The organism is Prosthecobacter sp. SYSU 5D2 (assembly GCF_039655865.1).
GTDB lineage: Bacteria > Verrucomicrobiota > Verrucomicrobiia > Verrucomicrobiales > Verrucomicrobiaceae > Prosthecobacter.
Genome location: NZ_JBBYXL010000001.1, coordinates 80,340 through 102,840, shown reverse-complemented (window position 1 = coordinate 102,840; position 22,501 = coordinate 80,340). Strand labels below are relative to the sequence as shown.

Below are 22,501 nucleotides of genomic sequence, written 5' to 3'. Positions count from 1 at the left end.
TCTTGAGGCAAGCGGATTCGCTGGAGCCTCAAATGGTCCTGCCATGCCACAGCCGAGAGACAGGGTTTTGGCTCCGTGAGCCCTGCTGGCTGAAGAAACAAAGCGGCGCATAGCCAGAATTCAAATTCCCACGCTAAAGAAATCCTTTGATGCTATGGAGGTGGGCGGATAAACCCGCCTGCCGGGTTCGTTTACAGTTTTGCCCCTTTAATTTGACAATGAATGCTGCCCCCCTCCGACCCGCCATCGCTGTGGCGATCCAGGCTTTTCGCGCCCGCCGTCAGCGGCTGCTGGTGCTGCGGGCCCTGCTCGCTCTCCTGGTGGTGATGCTGGGCGCCTGGACTGCCATCGCGCTGCTGGACCGGGCGTGGTTCATGCCGGAGGTGTTGCGCCCCTGGCTCAGTCTGGTGGCCTATGCGGTGGCGGGTGGGCTGGCGTGGCGGGTGTCGTTAAAATACCTTTTGTCAGGCCGGTATGAGGAAGGCGTGGCGAAGCTGATGGAGACGGCCTCCCCGGAGCTGAGGGAGCGGCTGCTGGCAGCGGTGGAGCTTTCCAAAGGGCAGGGGAGCGATTCACCGGAGTTTCGTGAGCGGCTTCAGGAGGAGGTGGCGGCTCAGGCTGAAAAGCTGGATATGGCGGCCCTGCTGCCGGTGCGGGTTTTGAAACCCTGGTTGTTAGGCCTGGGGGGTGCCGTGGCTGTGGTGGTGGGGCTCAGTTGCATTCCTTCTTTGCACCTGCCGGGTTTCATGGCGCGGGCGGCGGTGCCGTTTGCGAATCTGGCACGTCCTTCAAGTGTGAAGATTGTCATCGTGGAGCCTGGGGAGGCCAATGCCCTGGTCCCCTATGCCTCGGAGCTGGAGATTGTGGCGGAGATCACCGGGCCGCTGCCTGAAGAGGCGATTTTGGAAACGGAAAGCGAGGGCAGCCAGCCGCGGCAGACGGAACTGCTGCGCAGCCACGACACGCGTTATGCGGGCACGGTGGCCATCGGCCAGGGAGATGTGCGCTACCGGGTGCTGGCGGGGGATGCGATCTCGCCCTGGTACAAACTTTCGGCGCGGGCGCGGCCACGGGTGGTGGAGTTTACCAAGACTCTGGTGCCTCCGGCTTATTCGGGATTGCCGGAGACGACGGTCACCGGTGAGCAGGGCGACATCGAGGCCCTGGAGGGAAGTGCGGTGAAGCTGATGCTGAAGCCTAACCAAAAGATTGCCAAGGCGGACCTGCTCATCAATCCGGATCATGCGGACCATCCTGAGGCATTGCCCATGAAGGTGGCGGAAGACGGCAGCCTGACGGGCGAGCTGGCCATCCTGGCGGGGCATGAATCCTGGCGCAGCGCCCTGACGGCGGCGGAGACGGGTTTTACCAATGAGGAGAGCTCGCCCTGGCAGATCACGGTGATCCCGGATCTGCCGCCGGTGGCGCAGGTGCTGGAGCCGCAGGAGCAGCTCTCCCAAATGGCGGATGAAACCGTGCGGGTGGTGGGCATGGCCAGCGATGATGTGGGGCTGAAGGCGGTGCATCTGGCCCATGCGGTGAACGGGGCGGACTGGCAGCAGCGGGAGCTGGTCATCCAGCCGGGCCGGGAAAGTGAAGTACAGACCGCGCTGCCCCTGGCCCCTTTGCAGGTGAAGCCGGGAGATGCGGTGCTGATCAAGCTGGTGGCCACGGATTTGAAAGGCCAGACGGCCGAGTCACCGGCGGTGCGCGTCATTATTTTAGAGCAAACGGTGGATCCGCAGCAGCGGCAGTGGGCGCAGGACATGCGCAGGCTGGCCCAGCAGGCCACCCAGCTCTCTGAGCAGACCCGCGAGATGCGCAAGGTGATGGACAAGGTGCAGAAGACGCAGAAGAAGGCGGCCAATGAACCGCCGGAATCCACGCTGGCCAGGGCGCAGACGGAGCTGCAGCAGGTGAACGAGCGTGCGGAGGATTTGTGGACGCAGCTGAAGCAGGCGGCGCAGTCGGCTCCCAGCCACCTGGACAGCCTGAAGGTGGAGCTTTTGGGGGAGAAGCTGGCGCACATGCGGCAGGAGTCTCTGGCACAAATGAAAGCGGCGACCAGCGCTCCTGTGGAAAGTACAGACGGCCTGCGCCGGGCAGCCAGTGAGGCGGGTGCGGATGCGGAGGCGATTGCGCAGGCGGCGCGTGCCTTTGCCACGGAGGACAATGCGCGGATCGTGTCGCAGGCGGCGCAGCAACTCAGCCGCCAGGAGGCGCTGCTGACGGAGCAGTCTCTGAATGCCAACCGCGACAGCAGCCAGCGGCCCAAGTGGCATGAGCAGCAGCGGGCGGCCATCGCGGCCAGCGCATCCCTGAGCCAGGAGCTGGAAGGACTGAAGCCGGTGCTGGATGCGGGCCAGCAAAAGCTGGTGGAGGATCTGCGGAAGAACCTGGCGGAAACGGCCAATGATCTGGAGGCCAGCCTGGACAAGCCGGACCAGACGAAAAGCCCGGAGCATCTTTATGGAGCGGCGGACAATCATCGCCAGCGCCTGGGCCGGTCTGCGGAGGCGCTGCGGTCCATTGCGGAAAATGCAGGGGCCAAGGCTAACCAATTGCGTGAAAAAATGGCGCAGCAGGAGAATCCGGCCATTGTTGCCCTGAATGAGGCGAAGACGGCCCTGGCCCAGGCGGCGGCGGAGGCAAAGGACACGAAGAGAAAACCGAAGCTGAACAAGGACAATGAAACGGCCGCACAGCAGGCGGAAAAGGCGCTGGCCCAGGCCGCGAGGCAACTGGAGGACCAGGCGGTGCTGAAGGAGCAAAATGCGCGCACCAACAATGAGGCCGCGCTGGATGCCAACCGGGCCAGCCGGGCGGCCGGCCAGCTGGCGCGTGAAGTGACCGCACTGCCCAAAGAGCAGGCGGCCATCACGGAGGTGATGCAGAAGACGGAGCAGCTGACGCAGCTTACCCGTGCCCTGGAGGCGGACGCGCTGGCCCAGACGGCGCTGGATGCCATTGGCTCAGCGGCGGCCAATCCGGATCCCAAGCAGAGCGCCGTGCCTACCCAGGCCACCGACCAGGCCCGCGCCGCCAGCGAGGCGCTGAAACAGGTGCCGGACATGCTGCGCAAAATGAAAACGCCGGATGCACAACTGGCCCCGGCGGTCCAGCAGGCGGCGGATGCCAGCCGCAAGGCGGCGGAGGAGCTGCAGGCGCTGGCCCGGCAGGCCGCCCATCAGCCTAACCAGGTATTAAACACGGGAGTGGCACAGCAGGCGGCAACGGATGCCGAACAAAAAGTATCGCAAGTGGCGGAGCAGCTTGCTGAGCAGACGGCGGGGGCGCGTGAAACTCTGGCGCAGCTCACCCCGGATGTGAGCGACATGATGAAGGCGGTGGCGCAGGATTTGAAACAGACCCTGGAGGCCACCCAGGCTGCTGCCGCGCAGGCGGAGGCCAGCCAGCCCGTGGCCGAGGTGGCAGAGAAGGCGCAGGACCTGCAAGCCGAGGCGGTAGCAAACGCGCAGCAGATGGAGTCGCTACAAGCCGCTCTGAGGCAGGAGGCGAATGCGGCGGATTTGAAGGAGGCGCAGGAGCGGCAAATGTCCCGCATGGCAGATGTGGCCCTGGCGCAGATGCAGCAGAAGGCGCCGCAGATCGCCCAAAATCTGAAGCAGGCGGCGCAGGCCCAGCAGAGCCAGCCGCAGGCACAAAATCTGAACCAGGCGGCCAAGGCGCAGCAGCAGACGGCGGAGGCGCTGGACCAGCTGGCCCAGAACATGGCCAAGGCTGAGGACGGCCAGGAACTCAGCGAGGCGGAGCTGGCGGCCATGCAGAACATGGAGCAGGAACTGGGCGTGCAGGAGTCGCTGGAGGAAGCCTATAAACGCGCTCAGGAGCTGGCGGAGATGGCCCAGGATGCGGGGCAGAATCCTGCCGCTGTCTTGGCCGCGCTGGAAAAGGAGCTGCCCAAAAATGCGGCCATGCAAAAGTCGCTGGCGGAGCTTTCCAAACAGGCGGCGCAGACCAGCGAGCAGGCCGTGGCGGCGGAATCCCAGCAGCCGAGCAACATCGGTCTGGCGACAGAGAAGGCGGCGCATGACCTGGCCCGTGTGGCGCGTCATCAGCAGCGTCTGGGGCAGCAGGAGGCTGCCCAGCAGGCCGCCCAGGCCAGCAACCAGCTCCAGCAGCAGGCCCAGGCCGCCAAGGGCCAGCCCGGTCAGCCTCAGAAACCGGTGGGTACGGAAGCCCAGGGCACGGCTGCGCAGGCTGCGAAGGCAGCTGAAGCCACGGCTGCGGCCACACCGCCTGCCAGTTCCATCAATCCTTTCCAGGACATCCAGGGTGCCTTGCTGGCGCAGGCGCTGGACCAGCTGGACCAGACGCTGAACCCGATGCAAGGGCAGTCGGGTGAGCAGCAGCAGCAATCTCAATCTGGGGAGCAGCAGCAGGCCGGCGGCGACCAGAAACAAAAGGCGCAGCAGAGCCTGTCCGATGCCCAGCAGAGCCAGCAGCAGTCCATGGCCAATGAGCGCAACCAGGGCCAGACGCCCGGCTCCCAGAAGCCCGGCCAGCAGCAGGCGCAGAATCAAAACCAGCCGAATCCGAATGATCCCACCCAGCCGTCCGACAGCGAAGGCGGCAACCAGTCCATGAAGATCGTCGAAGGTGTGCTCGGTCCGGATGCCATTCTCATCCAGGGTGACTGGGGCCACCTGCCCAGCAAGATGGCCGCCGACCTCAGCGAAGCCACCCGTGGCGAGGCCGCACCGGAATACCGCACCGCTATCGAAAGCTACTATAAAGCGATTGCGACCAAGGCGCAGCGGTAGGCCAGGTGATGATGGCAATCGCTTTGCGGCTTCGCACCTGCTTGCAAAATGAAGGCTGGTGGACATGCAGCTTCATGCGGGAGTTTGCTCCGTTGTGTGCCTTCAAAGAATTGCAGGCATGAGTGCCCGCATCACTTCCCGCTGATTACCTGCGCCTCACTGCCGGAAGACCCAGTAGTGAAAAGTGAAATAAACTTCGCGGAGGAGGAAAGGGATCTGGGTGGACCAGGAGGTGTAGCGGGTGGTGGGAGTGGCGGAGGAGGTGGCCTGGATGCCGATATCCTCGGCCATGGAGCAGGCGCGGCGCAGGTGCAGAGGATCCGAGACGAGGATGGCGGTCTTTAACTGGCGGGCGGCCATGACCTGATGAGCCTCGGTGAGGTTTTGCAGGGTGGTCTTTGACTTCGATTCGATGAAGATGGCGGTGGAAGGCACGCCCTGCCGGATGGCGGATTGTCTTCCGGCTTCGGATTCGGCGATGGCTTTTCCTGCGCCTGTGCCGCCGGTGAAGACCAGATGGGTGACGATGCCTGATTGAAACAGCGTGACTGCATGATCAATGCGCGCCTGGAATACCGGTGATGGTTCTGCGCCATGAACCGCAGCACCGAGGACGATGGCACAGTCATAACTGCCCTGGGTCACCGTCTGAGGATAGAGTGCGATGCGCAGACCCATCAAGGTGGCTGCCAGCAAAACGATGCCGAACAGAACCCGGGCAATTTTGATGGCAGGCTTTCGCATCGGTATCAATGGATGACAGAAGTGACGGTCTTCAAGCAGAATGCGCGGCGGGGTTTGAAGGGTGACCAAAACGCTGCCGATTGTGACCGAAGCAGCCCTCGGAAAAAGCAATGGCATGCGGAGTGCTCAGAGGCAAACCCATGCCGTTCTTCCCCCCCATCGGTCTCAGGAGCTGTCTGGCAGCCAGTGTTCTTTTTCTGGCTGTCGCCGCCGCTCCCGCTGCCTCGCTGTTATTCTCCCATGAAGGAGCCACCAATCCCACCACCGAGGGTTGGACCACTTCCGGTGCCACGTTGAAGAGCGCGGTGATCAACGATCTCGGCACTGGCATTGATGCCTGGAGTGTCTATGATCCGGGCGGCGGGGTCAGCCGCAGCGGCACTTATACCCGCACAATGACCACCACCCAGGTGGCCGATGCCCTCCTCACGGGCTGGACGCTGGATGCCACCATCCGCTATGTCCCACCGGATCCTCTCATCGCCACATCGGCCACCAACAATGCCTGGTGCACCGTCATGATGGATGAGGGCATCACCGGCCGGCGCACGCTTTACGGGCTGTATTTCGGCAATAACGCCGCCGGAGACACTTTGGTCAGGCTATACGGTGCGACCAACTCGTTCACCGTCGCCGCCGGTTATCATGACTACCAGTTCGTCTGGGACCCGGTAACGGAGAATGCCTCCCTCTACATTGACGGCGAACTCAAGCTCACCGGATATGAAGGCGGCGGCATTGACTACACCTCCGCGAGCCGTGTGTACTGGGGGGACAATACGACGACGGCTCTCACCGAGGGCAGGGGGGCAAATTACGCTTACGTCGGCCTCACGACCGGGACCGCCGCGGTTCCAGAGCCTAACAGGATGTGTTTCATGCTGCTGGCTGTGGGGACGTGGCTGTGGAGGCGGCGGCGTTAGCGAGCAGGATGCCTTTTTGTGCGGAGTGCCGGATCAGCGGCTGCCGTCAAAAGGACCGCGTCACGTGCACTCTCACGAAGCGCCGCTGGCGGGCATCACCGCTCAGGTTTTCCCGCACGGTGACGAGGCGGACACTGCCCGCCAGGGCGGCATCGGAGACGATGATGCCGCCGTTGCTGCCCTGGGCACTGGTGCCGGCCAGGCTGGTGGCCAGGGTGGTCCAGGTGACGAGGTCCGGGCTGGTTTGCAGCTCATAGGTCAGGTCTGTGGCGGCGCTGTCCCGGCGGAAGGTGAGCAGGTGCTGCACCTGGTCGCCGGTGCCGGGAGCGGTGGTCACCGTCACATTTCCCTCGTCATCCCCGGCCACCGGGCTGAGGCCAAAGGCATATTCATGCAGGTTGGCGATGCCGTCTCCATCTTCATCGCCGTCATCGGCCAGGTAAAAGCCTGCGGGCTCGTCCGGGAAATGCGTGGCCAGCCATTGCTCGAAGTGGGTGGGGAGAGGCATGGAAGTATAAGTCAAGCGAAGCTGTGGCCGGTTCCCGGCCGTCGCATTTTCCCGGCTGGAGAAACGTTGTGCACTGAAGGTCTGAGTCTCGTCCCCCAATAAAATCCAGCCGAAATTCAAGGCCGGATTTTCCTTCCAATATAAAACATCCTGTAGCAAAGCCTCACTAGTCCAGGTTGGGAAAGGATCTTGAAGTGACGATCCGATCGCATAAGTGGCGGAGGCAGCAGGCGCAAAGTCTCCGCCTGGCATGCTCCAGGTCTGTGTGTTATGAAAGCGGTGAGTCCATGTGGCATCTCCCGTTTGAGGAGCGACGCCAGCCCCTCCTGGATCTCCGGCATCAGAGTTTCCTTCTCCCCATTCGGCTGTGAGGCGATGTAATTTCATCGGGAAACCCTCTCCTACTTGCTTGCTCAAATGCAAACGGACGCTGGCGGAAAGGATTTCAACTCCATCTGGAATGCTGCTGACATCGAACCGCATTACCGCGCGTCTGACCACGTAATTGGCCATCTCACCTGTCTTCCCGGCGAATAAATAAATGCCCTTACCATTGCTGCTCTTCTTCTCATCCGCCACATCCTCAGCATCCATTTCATAAAGAGTGTTGTCTTTCGATGCTGTAATGCTGAGTGTCGACTCGCCAGCTGGCATGATCTTATAGATCATTCCCGCGGGATGCCCGCCGTCCAGCGCCAGCACACCGGCGGTGGTCTTGGTTGCCACATACATTTCCCCGGTCTCATCCACCCCAAAAGCATAGATGCGCGCAGCCGCAGGTAGGCTGTTAAACGGTGTAACCTGGCTCAACGTAAAGCCCCCTGGAGTATTCTCCTCAAGCCCTAAAAAAATGCCCCCGCCGCCGCCAATTCCATTGGCGGCATAATCTCCGAAAAGGTATTTGCCCTGCAGTTGTGGAATGGCGGAGCCCCGATAGATGTATCCACCGGTGATGGAGGTGCCGAATTTAGGCATGAGCTCCGTTCCTGGCAGAGTGGCGCTTGGATGAGCATATTCTGCAACAGGCGGGATCAAGGCACCTCCGCCATCAGGTGCGGTCGCGTCAAAGTCCAAGCTGCCTTCTTTGACCCGCCATCCGTAGTTTCCACCGGCGACGATGAGATTGATCTCCTCGACATCCACCTGGCCGACATCTGCACAAATCAGACGGGTTGGATTCTGGCCTTCTTGATCAAAAGAAAAGCGCCATGGATTGCGGAGGCCGAAGGCATAGATTTCTTTGCGGACTGACTCCTCATTGTGTGCAAACGGATTGTCGTCAGGGATGCCATAAGCTCCGCCGGGTCCATCGCTGCCCAGGGGATCAATGCGCAAGATTTTGCCCAGGAGTTTGGTCGTATCCTGGGCATTGCCCAACGTGCCAGTGACCCGTCCTGGAGTGATGGTTTCGGTGCCGCCTGTGTGACCGATGGCATTGTCGTTTGCTCCGCCACCATCTCCGCTGCCGATGTAAAGCATCCCGTCGGGGCCAAATTCGATCTGCCCCCCATTATGGTTCGTTTGTGGCTGGCCGTAAGTCAGCAGGATTCTTTCACTCGTGGCATCCGCGACATCCGGGTTATTCTCTGATACCCTGAATTCAGAGATGACGGTGACGCAGTTTTGAGGGCTTGAAGGGTTATCCGTCGGCGTGGTGGAGACGGCTGTGTAGTTCACATAAAAGCACCGATATCCTGCGGATTCTGGATTTTCATACTCGGGGTGAAAGGCCATGCCCAACAGTCCACGCTCTGAATAGGCGTTCGGGTTTCCTGCATGGAAGAACACCCGATTCAGACCCGTGCTTCCAAGGTCGAGAAAGGGCACGGGCTGGAGCATGCCTCCTTTGAAGACATAAACCTGACCGGGCTGATCACAGAAAAACAGCCGTCCGCTCCCATCGCCTGCGTGGGTGATGTTGGTGGGGGCATGCAGCAGATCCTCACACACCGGTTTCAAACTAAGCGCTGGGAACGCCGCATGGCCGGTGGCGGGCAGGCAGAGCAGGAGGGCGGCGAGGCGGCGGAGAGCTTTCATAAACCAGCAGGGAGGCCAGGCTGGGCATTCCAGCAGAAAGGGTGGGCAGGGACAAGAAAAACCGGAATGCGGAGGTGAACGATGACACACTCCCACAAAAAAGCCCCGCTTGGCAGCGGGGCTTTTGAAAACAAAACAACGAACGAACCAGAAGATCCGGCGATTAACGCTTGGAGAACTGGAAGCGCTTGCGGGCTCCTGGGCGGCCTGGCTTCTTACGTTCCTTGGCGCGGGAGTCGCGGGTCAGGAGGCCGGCCTTCTTGAGGATGGCGCGGTGCTCAGGGTTGACGGTGATGAGAGCGCGGGAGATGCCCAGCTTCACTGCGCCGACCTGGCCGGTGATGCCGCCGCCGCAGGCGTTGACGTTGAAGTCAAACTGCTGGCGGGTGTTGGTCAGCGCCAGGGGGGTAAGGATCTGGTTCTGCAGGGCGACGGTCGGGAAATACTCTTCGAAGTCGCGGCCATTGACGGTAATGGAACCGGAACCGGCCAGGATGTGCACGCGGGCGATGGCGGTCTTGCGGCGGCCGGTGGCGTTGGTGATGGGCTTGCTCATGTAACGTGATTCTTGAAGGCTGAGATTAGGCGACCGCGAATGGCTTTGGGTTCTGGGCCACATGAGGATGCTCTTCACCGGCATAGACTTTCAGCTTGGTGATGATGGCGTTGCCCAGGCGGTTGTGCGGGACCATGCCTTTGACGGCGCGGTGCACGAGGAGCTCAGGGCGGCGCTGGCGGACTTTTTCCACGGTTTCCACCTTCTGGTTGCCGATGAAGCCACCACGCTTGCTGGTGTAGATCTTCTGCTGCTCTTTCTTGCCGGTCACGCGGACTTTGTCTGCATTGATCACAACGACGAAGTCACCCGTGTCCACATGGGGGGTGAAGATGGGGCGGGTCTTGCCACGGATGAGGTTGGCGGCAGCCACGGCGACCTGGCCCAGGACCTGGTCCTTGGCATCAATGACCCACCACTGGCGGTTCACGTCTTGGGCTTTGGCAGAGAATGTCTTCATAAGGTTCTTGAGAAAGCGCGGGATGTGGCAACGAGCCGCCGCGTTAAAATGAGGGCCGCGAGAGTAAAAGTTTACAGCCCGCTGTCAAATGGAAACTCGGTGTTTATTCGTCGGGAATTGCGATTCGCAGACGCGTATTCGGGTCGGCGGGGCTTTTCTCCACGGCATTTTCAGTGATTCCAGCTTCCGGCACTTAATGCGGCAAGCTGTCCGCGACAAGCCGGATTTTGCCCAAATGGCAGGGCTACCGCTCGGGTACCTGGATGAGCCACGTTTGTTACTGAGAATATGAAAATTGCAGAAAACTCTTTTTATAATAGAAGGTTGAGGTGATAGTTTCTTCTGTCCCTCCCTTTTTTCTCTTCTCCATGACTGTGCCTGTTCCTGTGCCAACTGATGAACCTGGACGACTGGCGGCCCTGCATGAGCAGGAAATCCTGGATACGCCGCCGGAGGGTGAATTTGATGAAATCACGGGGCTGGCGGCGGAGATTTGCGGCACACCCATCGCCCTGATCACCCTGGTGGATGAGCGCCGCCAGTGGTTTAAATCCCGCGTGGGGCTGGAGGTGACGGAGACACCGCGCGAGGTGGCCTTTTGCGCCCATACCATCTGTGGCAAGGAAATCTTTCTGGTGCCGGATGCGATGCAAGACCTGAGGTTTGTGCAGAATGCGCTGGTGGTGCAGGAGCCGAACATCCGCTTTTATGCCGGAGCGCCGCTTTTGACACCCACGGGGGAGGCGCTGGGCACGCTCTGCGTGATTGACCGGGTGCCCCGGATGCTGACGGACCGGCAGAAGAACGCGCTGGAAGTGCTGGGCAGGCAGGTGATGAAGCAGATGCAGGCCCGCCAGCAGGTGCGGGAATTGCAGCATACGGGCTCGCTGCTCAATGCCGTCATCAACGGCACTCCGGACGCGGTCTATGTGAAAGACCCGGCGGGCCGGTATCTGCTCTTTAACGAGGGTGCTGGCCGGTTGGTAGGCCGCGCTGCGGATGAGGTGGTGGGGATGCTTGACAGTGAACTCTTTGGACCCGATGAGGCGCGTCTGCTCCGGCTCAAAGATGTGGAAATCATGGCCACAGGCAAGGTCATCACGGAGGACGAGGTGCTGACCGCAGCGGGTGTGACCCGCACGTATTCAGCGACGAAGGCACCCTACAGAGATACATCTGGGCGCATTGCCGGGGTGGTGGGCATCTCACGGGACATCACGGCGCACCGGCAGGTGGAAAAGTCCCAGCGTGAAAGTGATCTGCTCTTCCGCGAGATGGCCGATAACATCGGCGAGATCTTTTACAGCTACGATGTCATCAACGACCGGATCCTGTATGCCAACAACGCTTATGAGTCCATCTGGGGCCGGACGATCCAGAGTGTGTACGAGAACCCGGTATCCTACATGGAGGCCATTTTGCCAGAAGACAAGCCGTATGCGGCTGCGGCCTTTGAGATGCAACTGGAAGGCAAGGAGACGAATGTGGAGTTCCGGATCGCGCGGCCCAGCGGGGAGATCCGCTGGGTGCATGAGCATGGGGTCCCGGTCCTGGATGTGCTGGGCCGGGTGGAGCGCATCGTGGGCACGATGCGCGACATCACTGACAGCAAGCTCAATGCAGAGAAGATCCGCGAGAGCGAGGAGCGCTTCCGCCTGCTTTCCAAGGCGACCAACGAGGTCGTCTGGGACTGGAACCTGGTCACAGGACATCACTGGTTCAGTGACCGCTTTTATTCGGTCTTTGGCTACCGCCATGCGGAGCTGCCGCCCACGCTGGATGCCTGGAAGGAACGGGTGCATCCCGATGACCTCCAGCCGGTGATGGCCAGTCTGCAGCAGGCCATCGACGGAGGAGCTGAAAGCTGGACGGGAGAATACCGCTTTTACCGGGAGGACGGCACCTTCGCTTACATTTTTGACAGGGGGCATATCAAGCGTGATCGCAGCGGCCGTGCCGTGCGCATGATCGGCGGGATGACGGACCTCACCAGCCGCAAGCAGGCGGAAGAGAAGCTGCGTGAGCAGGCGACCCTGCTGGACAAGGCGCAGGATGCCATCCTGGTGCGTGACCTGCAGCACCGCATCTTGTACTGGAACCGGAGCGCGGAACGTCTCTACGGGTGGACGGCGGAGGAGGTCCAGGGCCGTAGCATCCACGAGCTGCTTTATACCGACACAGCGCCCTTTTTTGCCGCTGTGGCGGTGACGTTGAACGAGGGGGAATGGACGGGTGTTCTGAACCAGGTGGGCAAAGACGGACATACCATCACCGTCGAGGGCCGCTGGACGCTGGTGCGCGATGAGCAGGGCCGGCCAAAATCCATCCTGTCCATCAATACCGACATCACTGAACGCAAGCGCCTGGAGCAGCAGTTCCTGCGGGCGCAGCGGCTGGAAAGCATCGGCACGCTGGCGGGCGGCATCGCCCATGACCTGAACAACGTGCTGGCACCGATCATGATGTCCATCGAGCTCCTGAAAATGGAGGAGCAGGATGTTATGCGCAGGAGCATCCTGGATACCATTGAGCTGAGCGCGCAGCGCGGGGCGGACATGGTGAAGCAGGTGCTCTCCTTTGCCCGTGGCATGGAAGGCCAGCAACTGGAGGTGCAGGTGGGGCAGATGATCCGCGACATTGAAAAGATCACCCGTGACACCTTTCCCAAGGACATCCTGCTGCACAGTGAGGTGGATGCCGGTCTTTGGGCCGTGCAGGGAGATGCCACCCAGCTGCACCAGGTGCTGCTGAACCTGTGCGTGAATGCGCGGGATGCCATGCCGGATGGCGGCTTGCTCACAGTCATGGCCACCAACACGGTCCTGGACGCCTCCTATGCGGCCATGAATCCGGACGCCCGGGAGGGGCCCTATGTGAACATCCAGGTGGAGGACAGCGGCGCAGGCATGAGCCCGCAGGTGGTGGAAAGAATTTTTGAGCCCTTCTTTACCACGAAGGAACTGGGCAAAGGCACCGGCCTGGGCCTTTCCACCACACTGGCCATCATCAAAAGCCACGGAGGATTCATACGTGTGCAGAGCGAGCCGGGCCGGGGCAGCCGTTTCCAGGTGTACCTGCCGGCACTGACGGCGCAGGGAGCCATGGTCCCGGCATTGCCTGAGCAGAGCCTGCCCCGGGGGACCGGGGAGTGCATCCTGGTGGTGGATGATGAAGCGGCGGTGCGCCAGATCACCCAGCAGACGCTGGAAGCCTTTGGTTACCGGGTCCTTGTGGCTGCGGACGGCTCGGAGGCCATCGCCATCTATGCCACGCGCCAGAAGGAGATTACCGCCGTGCTGACAGACATGATGATGCCTGAGATGGACGGCCCGGCCGTGATCCGGGTGGTGAAGCGGATGAATCCGGCAGTCAAAGTCATCGCGGCCAGCGGCCTGAATGCCGCCAGCATGATTGCCAAGGCCACGGAGGAAGGCGTGCGGCATTTTATCCCCAAACCTTACACGGCCGAGACGCTCCTGACGGTGGTCAAAACGGTGCTCAGCGCCTGATTGTCCGGTGAAGCCGGCCGCAGGGCGTTTGAAGAGATGGGAAGTTGCTTCCGTCTGGGAACAGGCGCAGTGAAGGCTTTCCTTATGGGCGGGGAGGCATTGTTCTCTTGGCAACCTTGGCCCCTGCTGCTTCGTTCGTGTAACAGCGTATTTTCTTTTTCCAATGATCTCCTGGTTTGCCCGCAATCATGTCGCCTCCAATCTCCTGATGATTGGGGCGATGATCGCGGGAATCTGGACCCTAGCGTCTGACCGCATCCCGCTGGAGGTCTTCCCGGACAGGCCATCGCGGCTGATTTCCATCAACGTGCCCTATCCGGCCTCGGCACCGGAGGAGGTGGAGGAGAGCATTGTCCTGAGGATTGAGGAGGCCATCGAGCAGGTGGGCAGCATCAAGCACATCAATTCCACGGCCTCCTCCAACGGTGGCACGGTGGTGGTGGAGGTGGAGGAGGGGAAGGATGTCCGGGAGGTGCTGGATGACATCAAAATCCGCGTGGATGCGATCCCGAACATGCCGGAGCTGGCGGAAAAGCCGACCATCCAGCTGGATGACAATTTTCATGAGGTGATCACCGTGGCCATCGCGGCTGACATGTCTGAAGGAGACCTGCGGCGGCTGGGGGAGCAGATCCGCGATGAAATCTCAGCCCTGCCGGGCATCACCCATGCGGGCATCGCCGGGGTGCGGCCCTATGAAATCGGCATCGAGATCCCCGAAGAGACCTTGAGGAAATACAGCCTGAATCTGGAGCAGGTCAGCCAGGCCATCCGGGGCAGTGCGCTGGACCTGCCAGCCGGAGTGGTGCAGACGGAGGCCGGCGATGTGTCCATCACCACCAAAGGCCGGGCCTACACCGGCCAGGATTATGCGGACATCGTGATCCTGACCCGTCAGGACGGCACCAAGGTGACGCTGGGGGAGGTGGCCATCATCCAGGACGGGTTTAATGAAAATCCGCTGCTGGCGCGGCTGAACGGCAAGCGCTGCGTGGTGGTGAACGTGATGCGTGAAGGGGGGCAGAATGCCATCCGCATCGCGGAATCGGTGAAAGAATATATCCTGGAGAGCAAGTCAAGGCTGCCGGACGGGGTGCAGATTGCGTTTTGGAATGACCGCTCCAAGATCGTCCAGGGGCGCATCAACCTGCTGATCCAGAATGCCCAGAGCAGCCTCATCCTGGTGTTTCTGTGCGTGGGCCTGTTCCTGCGGCTGGATGCGGTCTTTTGGGTGGCGGTGGGCATGGTGGCCAGCTTCCTGGGCGCCATCGCGCTGATGCCTTACTTTGATGTGGCCATCAACCTGTCGTCGCTCTTCGGTTTCATCCTGGTGCTGGGGATTGTGGTGGATGATGCCATCGTCATTTCCGAGCATGTGGACACCTTGCGGCAGCGGGGCCTGTCCGCGCTGGATGCGGCCATCCAGGGCACGCGGGAGATGGCAGTTCCCATCACCTTTGGCGTGCTGACCACGGTGATCGCCTTCCTGCCCATGGCGACGGGCGTGAGTGATTCGCTCATGATGTTCAAGCCCATCGCCATCGTGTTCATCCTGGTGATGCTCATCGCCCTGGTGGAGACCAAGATCGTGCTGCCCTCCCATCTGGCGCACCCGGTGCCAGGGCTGAGCGGCGCCTCAGACATCCTGGGGCCGGTGCACCGGTTTTCCGAGCGGAATCTCCGCTGGTTTGTGGAGAATGCCTACCGGCCGGCCCTGGCCTGGTGTGTGCATCACCGTTATACCGCCCTGGCCTGTTTTTTTGGCGGGCTGATCGTCCTCTGCGGGTTCTTTTTCAGCGGGCGCATCCTGTGGATCTTCTTCCCCCGGGTGCAGAGTGAGCGGGTGGAATACCGCCTGTCCATGCTGGAGGGGACGCCTTTTGAGGTCACGGATGCCCACATCCAGCGCATCTATGACATTGCCGATGAGATGCGGAAAGAATACGTCGGCCCGGATGGCAAGCCCGTCATCCGCAACATCATCGCCACGACGGGAACGACCCGCCTGACGGCCAGCACCAGCCGGGGCACCTCCGGCAGCTCCCATATTGGGGAGGTGAACATCGAGACGTACGGGCCGGAAGAGCGCAGCCTGAAGGTCAATACGGTGGAGATGGGCAATGAATGGCGCAAGAGGGTGGGAGAGATCATCGGCGCGGAGGAAGTGACCATCCGGGCGGAGATCGGCCGCAGTGCGGACCCCATAGACATCCAGCTAGCCGGGACGGACCCGGAGGAGCTGCTGCAAATCTCCAGCCAGATCAAAGACCACCTGAGCACCTACTCCGGCGTCTTTGACATCAATGATTCCCTGGACAGCGGGCGCAATGAGATCCAGCTCCGCCTCAAGCCGGAGGCCCAGTCCTTTGGCGTGACTGTGGGTGACCTGGCGCGGCAGGTGCGGCAGGCCTTTTATGGGGACGAGGTGCAGCGCATCCAGCGCGGGCGCAATGAGGTGAGGGTCATGCTCCGCTACCCGCAGGAGGACCGCCGCAGCCTGGCCACGCTGGACACCATGCGGGTGCGCACGGCCACCGGACTGGAGATTCCCTTTGCCCGCGTGGCTGAGGCCAAGGTGGGCAAAAGCTTCAGCAGCATCAAGCGGGTGGACCGCCGCCGGGCCATGAACGTGACGGCGGATGTCAACAAGGCCACCACGGACCCTGCCAAGGTACGGGCCGATGCGGAGGTCTTCATCCGCCAGCTCATGGCCTCCCATCCCCACATCCAGTGGAGCTTTGAAGGGGAGGCGCGCATGCAACGGGAAGGGGCGGATGAGGGCAAGTGGGCCCTGGCGATCATTCTGCTGGGCATGTATGCGATGATGGCCATCCCTTTCAAAAGCTACACCCAGCCCTTCATCGTGCTGCTGGTGGTGCCCTTTGGCATTGTCGGGGCGGTTTTAGGGCATCTCTTCCATGGCATGGCCGTCAGCAGCATGAGCGTCTGCGGCATGCTGGCGGTGACCGGAGTGATTGTGAATGACACCCTGGTCCTGGTGGACCGCATCAACCAGGTGCGGGATGAGACCGGGGATCTGAAGTACGCCGTGCAAGAAGGCGGGCGCAGCCGCTTCCGCGCCATCTTCCTGACCCAGATCACCACCTTTGTGGGACTGATGCCGCTGATGTTTGAATTTGGCAGTTTGATTGAAAATTCACCGCCCGGCATCAGCCATCTGCTGGTATTGATCTTTGGTGACAACCGTGCAGCGCAGGCCACGAGCGCCCAGTTTCTGACGCCCGTCTCCGTATCCATGGGCTATGGAAGCCTGTGCGCCACCGTCATCTGCCTGTTTCTGGTGCCCTTGTGCTACCTGGCCGTGGATGACCTGGGCAAGCTCATCAACCGCATTCTGGGTCGTGCGCCCAAGGTTCAGCCAGTGCCCCTGGATGCAGCGCCTGTTCCTGGCTGACCAGGGCGTAAATGGCACATTCATTTAACGGGGATCAAAGCGTGCAAAATGAGGACTGGTGACTATTTCAGTCGTAATTAGAATAAAATTAAGATATGTTTAGCTCTTCTCATTTCAGTGCTTGCGAGCGTGTTTTCCGCATATTTTGAACCCAAAATTGCTCGTTTTATCAAATTTGATAGGCGTGTAATTTTTCAGGGTCGCTAAAATGTGTGAGAATTGGCTTGCTGTCATGGTAATTATATAGCAACTTCGACGCAATTCTGATTTTGCTGAGTTGTTAACAATGACTCAGCACATTCTTCATCTTTACCACAACCCCTTTATGGCTGAACTTACCTCTCCCGAACTTATGACGGTCAAAGAGACTGCGGAGTATCTGCGTATCCCTTTGCCAACGGTCTATTATCTCGTTCAGCGGGGCCAGTTGCCAGCGGTGCAGATCGGTGGACGCTGGCGCATCAAGCGCAGCCTTTTGGACCGTGACGTGCTTCGCAAAGAAGACGAATCCGGACAGCCTACCGTCATGGTGGTGGACGATGATCCTGCGCTCCAGGCCCTCTTTAAACAGTTCCTGAAAAAGGCCGGGTTCGGACGCCTGGTCGTCGGTACCGGGGCGGAGGCCATCAGCGTGGCCAAGAAGCAGAAGTTCGACTTCGTGTTTCTGGACCTGAAGCTGCCGGATGTACCAGGAGATGAAGTCTATTCCCAGCTCAAGGAAATGTATCCTGACCTGCCTATCGTGGTCATCACCGGCTATCCTGACAGTGAGATCCTGAGCCGCATTCTCTCTCACGGACCTGTGACCGTCATCAAGAAGCCGATCGAATACGATCAGCTGAACAAAGCTGTGAAACAGCTTGGTCACAAAGGGGCCGAGGTCTAAGCCCTGTCTCCCGCTTAAAAAAAAGCAGCCTTTCATCGGGCTGCTTTTTTTTGGTGCCTATTTACGCGGCGATGCGGAAGACCTCGACAGGCTCGGAGATGCCCTTGAGCTGCATGGGGGGCAGGGGAGTGACCGGGATGCCGGGGTCCAGCTTGCCGGCGGTTTCGGCATCCATGACGATCTCGCCCGCCTGGGCGATGTGGCAGAGGCGGGAGGCGAGGTTCACCCGGTGGCCGATGACGGTGTAGCTGAGGCGCTGGTCAGAGCCCATGCAACCTGCGACGACGCTGCCGGTGGCGATGCCGATGCCCATTTCAAGAGGATGGCGGCTGCGGGTGTTCTGCTCCCGCCGGGCCTGGAACATGGCCCGTGCGCAGGTGACGGCGCGCTGGGCGTCATTGCCCGTGGTGATGGGGGCGCCAAAGAGTACCATGATGAGATCGCCGACGAACTTGTCCACAATGCCGCCGTGGTCATAGGCCACCTGGGTGAGGACGGTCATGTGCTCGTTGAGCAGCTCGATGACTTCATGCGGGGGCATTTTTTCGGTCAGAGAGGTAAATCCCCGGATGTCGCAGAAAAGCATGGTCACATCCCGCAGCTCACCGCCCAGGGCCTCGCGATTTTCAATGAGGCGCTCGGCGACGGTGCGGTCGGCCACGGCATTGAGGATGCTGCGGTATTTTTCCTGGAGGGCCAGCCCGGCGGCCATGTCATTAAAGGCGTGGGCCAGCCTGCCGACTTCATCGCGGGTCACAGGCACCCGGACATCATAATTGCCACGCTCGATTTCCTGGGCGGCATTGACCAGGCTGCTGATGGGGCCGGACAGGCCACGGGAGATGTACATGACCAGAACCAGGGCCACAAGAAGCGCGATGATGCCGAGGCTGAAGGCGCTGCGGCGGAGACCGGCGATCTCCTTCTCCAGAGCTGCCAGAGAATAAAAATTGACCTGGACGGCCTGGGGGAAAGGGCTGCCAGGATTGAGCACCCGGTAAATGAGGCGGTGCTTTTCCTTGCCGATGGGAAGAAGGATCTCCCGGTTTGGATCCGCAGATCCGGCCAGGGAGCGGGCCACGGTCTGGGCGATGATCTCTTTTTGATCCTCAGGCACGGTGGTGGAGACCAGCTTTCCCTCCACCCAGATGCCGCCCATGATTTCCCCATGCTCGCTGCGGCGGGTCTGCTCATACAGCACGCGGTCCGCAATGGCAGGCAGGGGCAGGCCGAAGACAAAGGCCCCCAGAAACCGGCCATCCGCCGGGTCGCGCAGAGGAGTGATGAAGACTTCCCGTACCTGCTCGCCGCGGCGCTCGCCAGCCTCGACGATGAGGTAGCCGACCTCCTGCTGCTTGAGAGTCTCCTCAAACTTGCGGTCGCCCAGCCAGGGCATGGTATCGGAACGCCGTCTGACCTGGGCCGGGTCCCCATCCGGAGTCGTGTTAAAAGTGGCGTTTTCCCCGGCGCTGCGGTTCCGCTGGTGATGAACAAAATTCCCCTGGGCATTGATGAGGGCAATGAAAGGCGCGGACTGGCCGGTGCCGCCCGGAGGGCGTGGTGGCTCGCGGCGGTCGCCCGGCCGGTCACGGTCTGTTGGCGGACCAGAAGGCAGGCGGCCGAGGGTGGAGAACTCACTTTGCAGGCGTTCCTGGGCCAGGGATTCCAGGGCAGGACGCAGGTCTTTGCCGGCTTTCTGGTAGTCACCTTCGCGCATGGCGGTGATGAGCTCCGGCTTTTGGGCCATGCGCTCCAGCACCGAGGAAAGGGCGCTGAACCGGCGGTTTTTGGCCTGGGTGACGGCGTAGATCTGGCTCTCGAACTGTTCTTCAAACAGCTGCTGATACGTCGCGCTGAACCGCCACTCCGTCAGCAGGAGCGCTCCGGTCGTCACCCCTGCGACGACGGGAAAAATCGTCAGGATGAGCTTGGCGCGAAAGCTGGAAAGGAACTTCATGGGACGGAGCAGCAAAGTTTGCTACAGAGTCCAACCCCGCGTCGAGCCGAAAGCTGCGCAGGTGATCCTGAAGATCCAAGGCTGTCAGTCCTGGTGCGGCTGGACGTCCGGGACGGAAGGGCCCATGGCCTGGGCAAAGCGGGTCTTGGCCCGGATCATCAGCGTGCCCAGGCAGAGGTCCGCCAGGGGAAAGACAACGTTGAAGTTTTTGTGCATGTAGCGGTGATGCAGCAAATGATGGCCGTTCAGGCGGCGGAAGATCCAGGACTGCTCCAGGCGGCGCGCCTTGGGCAGGTGCATGCACCAATGGATGCGCTCATAGAGAACGTAATAGCTGGTCATGCCGATGGCAGCACCCGTGACGAGGCCCCACTGGCCAAGAAGCCAGGAGACGGCGACGAAAGGAATGGAACTGAGAAGGATGAGGACAGGACCGTTCCACCAGGCCATGGGAATGGTCTCTTTGTCATGATCATGCACCAGATGGTAGGTGTGATCCGCCTTGAAGACCTGATGATGAACCACGGCGTGGGCGCGGAAGGCGTATTGAAAGCCTCCGAAGGGCCGGTGCATGAGGAACTTATGAACTGACCACTCAAAAAAGGAGCCGTAAACAAATGCCAAAGTGAAGCCGATGAACGACCAAATCCAAAAAGAATCCATACAGTAGGTTGGGAGCGCGGGTTGTCGGTTAAAAAACCCGGCAAGTCAATACGAATTGCGGTGACATCAAGACGCAACAAGGCCTGGAATGCGCTCCCGGTCAGATTCGCGAATGAGGTCAGGCACCTACCTTCGGCGGGCCAGATAGTCACGGGCGGCGCGGGTGGCGATGATGAGGTCGGCCTTGCTGCAGGAGTTTTCTTTGACGACGCGGCCGCTGCGGTCGCAGATGACGTAGCAGCCACCAGGCATGGTGGCCTGGACACCGCCATTGGCCAGCGGGCGGATGGAAGGCGTGTTTCCGCCAACGGGTGGCCGGCCATGATTGTGCCCGTGGTGAGGCGGCGGTGTGACGGGTGGACGGTAACTTGGATGCCGGTGGTCATCACGGTCATACCTGTGATCGCGGTCATATCGATCGTCACGGTAGCCGCTGCCGTAGCCGGGCCGGTTGCCATAACCGGGGCGGTTGCTGTAGTTGGGACCGTTGCCGTAGGCGGGTCCGTCATTGTAGCCGTAATCTCCCGGCATGGGCGTGATGCAACTGGACAGGCTCAGCAGGGAGAGGAGGCTGAAGCCGGCGAGAATGTGCTTGGTATTCATGAATTGGGAGAATGCTGAGGAGTATGGGGCGGTTTGGCAAGCCCAGGTTTGTGACAAGGGCTACTGCCGCTCGACCACGTCGCTGCCGTCGGCGACGGAATCCGGCGGGTGGAGGAGGACGCGGTCGCCCACTTGCAGGCCATTGAGGACCTGCGTCCACCGGCCATCGGTGCGGCCGGCTTCGACAGGAATGTTGCGGGCTTTGGAGGTGGCCGGGTCTAACAAAAAGGTTTTCCAGGCGGAGCCCTCGCGGAAGAGTCCGCCGGCGGGGACCTGGAGGACATCGTCCTCATGCCAGACGGCGACGCGGACTTCCACGCGGTAGCGGTCGCCCAGAGTGGTGCCTTTGGCGGCGGCGGGGTCCAGATCGCAGAGGACGATGACGCGCTGCTCCTCCACGCCGAGGGCGGAGACCTTGGTGAAAGCGGCAGGCTCGACGAGGCGGACGGTGGCAGGCAGCGGGTCCGGGCCGCCCCATTGCTCCACGCTGACCTTGGCACCGGGGCGGATGTTGACGGCATCGCGGGAGAGGATTTCGGCTTCGATCTCCAGGTCGGTGGGGTCGCCGATCTCCAGGATGGGCGTGCCGGCGGCGATGATCATGGCGCTTTCCTGGTCCACGCGCAGGATGCGGCCGCTGACGGGCGCCTTCACCTCATAAGGCTGGCCGGTGCTGCCGGGCATGTTCATCTGGATGAGGGCGGCCTTGGCCTGGTCCAGCTCATAGGTGGCGACCTGGAGGGCGAATTCCTGCGCGCGGACTTCGCGCTCCCGCATGAGCGCTTCGCGCTCGATGTTGTCGCGGTCATTGGCGGAGATGCTGGCGGCGGTGGCCTTGTCCCGTACGCGCTCCCAGTTGGTCTGGGCAAAGCGGGCGGCGGTGCGGGTCATCTCCAGGGTCTGGCCGGCCTGGCTGAGTGCGGCCTCTGCGGCGGCGATGCGGGCATCCGCCTGGGCCTGGGTGCGGGCGTCAATGAGGGGCGCGATGCCGGGCTCGATGACGGTGAGGACGGTCTCGCCCGCTTTCACCTCGGCACCGGGTTTCAACGGGACGCGGCGCATGGCCCCGGTAACGGGAGCGGCGACGACGTAGCGGTTGCGAATGCGGGTTTTCCCCTCCTCCATGACGTGGACGGTCAGCGGGCCACGGCGAACGGCAGCCAGCTCCACCTCGATGGGGCGCGGCTTCAGCCCGTAGATGATGAGGCCGAGCACGCCAAGGGCCAGGCCCCACAGGATGATCTTGCGGGCCAGACCACGGCTGGAGGGCAGCTTTTTGGCTTCCCAAGGGGGCGTGGATGATGCGGGGGGCGACTCCTCTTTGACCATGTTTTTTCTACCTTAGCCCGGACTCTTGCTGAGAGCAGGTACAATTTTTCGTGTGTGTGAGGCCGGGTGGATGGGGCGTTTTGTGTGGCGGGCTGGTGATTTGCTTGCCAGCGGCAGCGGTTTCTTT

General features: G+C 61.3%; 13 protein-coding genes. 5 read left to right on the top strand and 8 right to left on the bottom strand.

What is annotated here, in order from left to right; translation table 11 throughout:
• Positions 1–218: 218 nt before the first annotated feature.
• Positions 219–4,784: a DUF4175 family protein gene (locus WJU23_RS00455; protein ID WP_346330551.1), complete on the top strand. Its 4,566-nt coding sequence runs from the start codon at positions 219–221 to the stop codon at positions 4,782–4,784.
• A 156-nt stretch (positions 4,785–4,940) separates the two neighbouring features.
• On the opposite strand, the gene WJU23_RS00450 is transcribed toward WJU23_RS00455, so the two are convergent.
• The gene (locus WJU23_RS00450; RefSeq protein WP_346330550.1) at positions 4,941–5,528 is read right to left on the bottom strand and encodes a YdcF family protein; all 588 of its coding nucleotides are present in this window, start codon (positions 5,526–5,528) and stop codon (positions 4,941–4,943) included.
• 140 nt (positions 5,529–5,668) lie between these two features.
• On the opposite strand from WJU23_RS00450, the gene WJU23_RS00445 reads away from it, so the two are divergent.
• Entirely contained in the window at positions 5,669–6,451 is a 783-nt protein-coding gene (locus WJU23_RS00445; protein ID WP_346330549.1) for a hypothetical protein, read from the top strand.
• A gap of 46 nt (positions 6,452–6,497) precedes the next feature.
• On the opposite strand, the gene WJU23_RS00440 is transcribed toward WJU23_RS00445, so the two are convergent.
• From WJU23_RS00440 to rplM, 3 genes are all read right to left on the bottom strand, one after another.
• A complete protein-coding gene (locus tag WJU23_RS00440) occupies positions 6,498–8,996 on the bottom strand; it encodes a PQQ-dependent sugar dehydrogenase (protein WP_346330548.1) in 2,499 nt (832 codons plus the stop codon).
• 163 nt (positions 8,997–9,159) lie between these two features.
• Positions 9,160–9,552: a 30S ribosomal protein S9 gene (gene rpsI, locus WJU23_RS00435; protein ID WP_346330547.1), complete on the bottom strand. Its 393-nt coding sequence runs from the start codon at positions 9,550–9,552 to the stop codon at positions 9,160–9,162.
• A gap of 25 nt (positions 9,553–9,577) precedes the next feature.
• Positions 9,578–10,012, bottom strand: a complete 435-nt coding sequence (gene rplM / locus WJU23_RS00430; RefSeq protein ID WP_346330546.1) for a 50S ribosomal protein L13 — start codon at positions 10,010–10,012, stop codon at positions 9,578–9,580.
• Between the two features lie 368 nt (positions 10,013–10,380).
• Here rplM and WJU23_RS00425 point away from each other — a divergent pair, with 368 nt between their 5' ends.
• From WJU23_RS00425 to WJU23_RS00415, 3 genes are all read left to right on the top strand, one after another.
• Positions 10,381–13,521, top strand: coding sequence for a PAS domain S-box protein (locus WJU23_RS00425; protein WP_346330545.1), 3,141 nt, complete (start codon positions 10,381–10,383; stop codon positions 13,519–13,521).
• Between the two features lie 163 nt (positions 13,522–13,684).
• A complete protein-coding gene (locus tag WJU23_RS00420) occupies positions 13,685–16,936 on the top strand; it encodes an efflux RND transporter permease subunit (protein ID WP_346330544.1) in 3,252 nt (1,083 codons plus the stop codon).
• Positions 16,937–17,261: 325 nt separating this feature from the next.
• Entirely contained in the window at positions 17,262–17,822 is a 561-nt protein-coding gene (locus WJU23_RS00415; protein WP_133797511.1) for a response regulator, read from the top strand.
• Between the two features lie 61 nt (positions 17,823–17,883).
• On the opposite strand, the gene WJU23_RS00410 is transcribed toward WJU23_RS00415, so the two are convergent.
• The 4 genes from WJU23_RS00410 to WJU23_RS00395 all read right to left on the bottom strand — a co-directional run bounded on the left by WJU23_RS00410 (position 17,884) and on the right by WJU23_RS00395 (position 22,374).
• Positions 17,884–19,779: an adenylate/guanylate cyclase domain-containing protein gene (locus tag WJU23_RS00410; protein WP_346330543.1), complete on the bottom strand. Its 1,896-nt coding sequence runs from the start codon at positions 19,777–19,779 to the stop codon at positions 17,884–17,886.
• 84 nt (positions 19,780–19,863) lie between these two features.
• On the bottom strand, positions 19,864–20,352 hold the full coding sequence (locus tag WJU23_RS00405; RefSeq protein WP_346330542.1) for a sterol desaturase family protein: 489 nt from the start codon (positions 20,350–20,352) through the stop codon (positions 19,864–19,866).
• 216 nt (positions 20,353–20,568) lie between these two features.
• Positions 20,569–21,045, bottom strand: a complete 477-nt coding sequence (locus WJU23_RS00400) for a hypothetical protein (RefSeq protein ID WP_346330541.1) — start codon at positions 21,043–21,045, stop codon at positions 20,569–20,571.
• A 60-nt stretch (positions 21,046–21,105) separates the two neighbouring features.
• Positions 21,106–22,374 carry an HlyD family efflux transporter periplasmic adaptor subunit gene (locus WJU23_RS00395; RefSeq protein ID WP_346330540.1) on the bottom strand — a complete coding sequence of 423 codons (1,269 nt, stop codon included), beginning with the start codon at positions 22,372–22,374 and terminating at the stop codon, positions 21,106–21,108.
• Between the last annotated feature and the right edge of the window lie 127 nt (positions 22,375–22,501).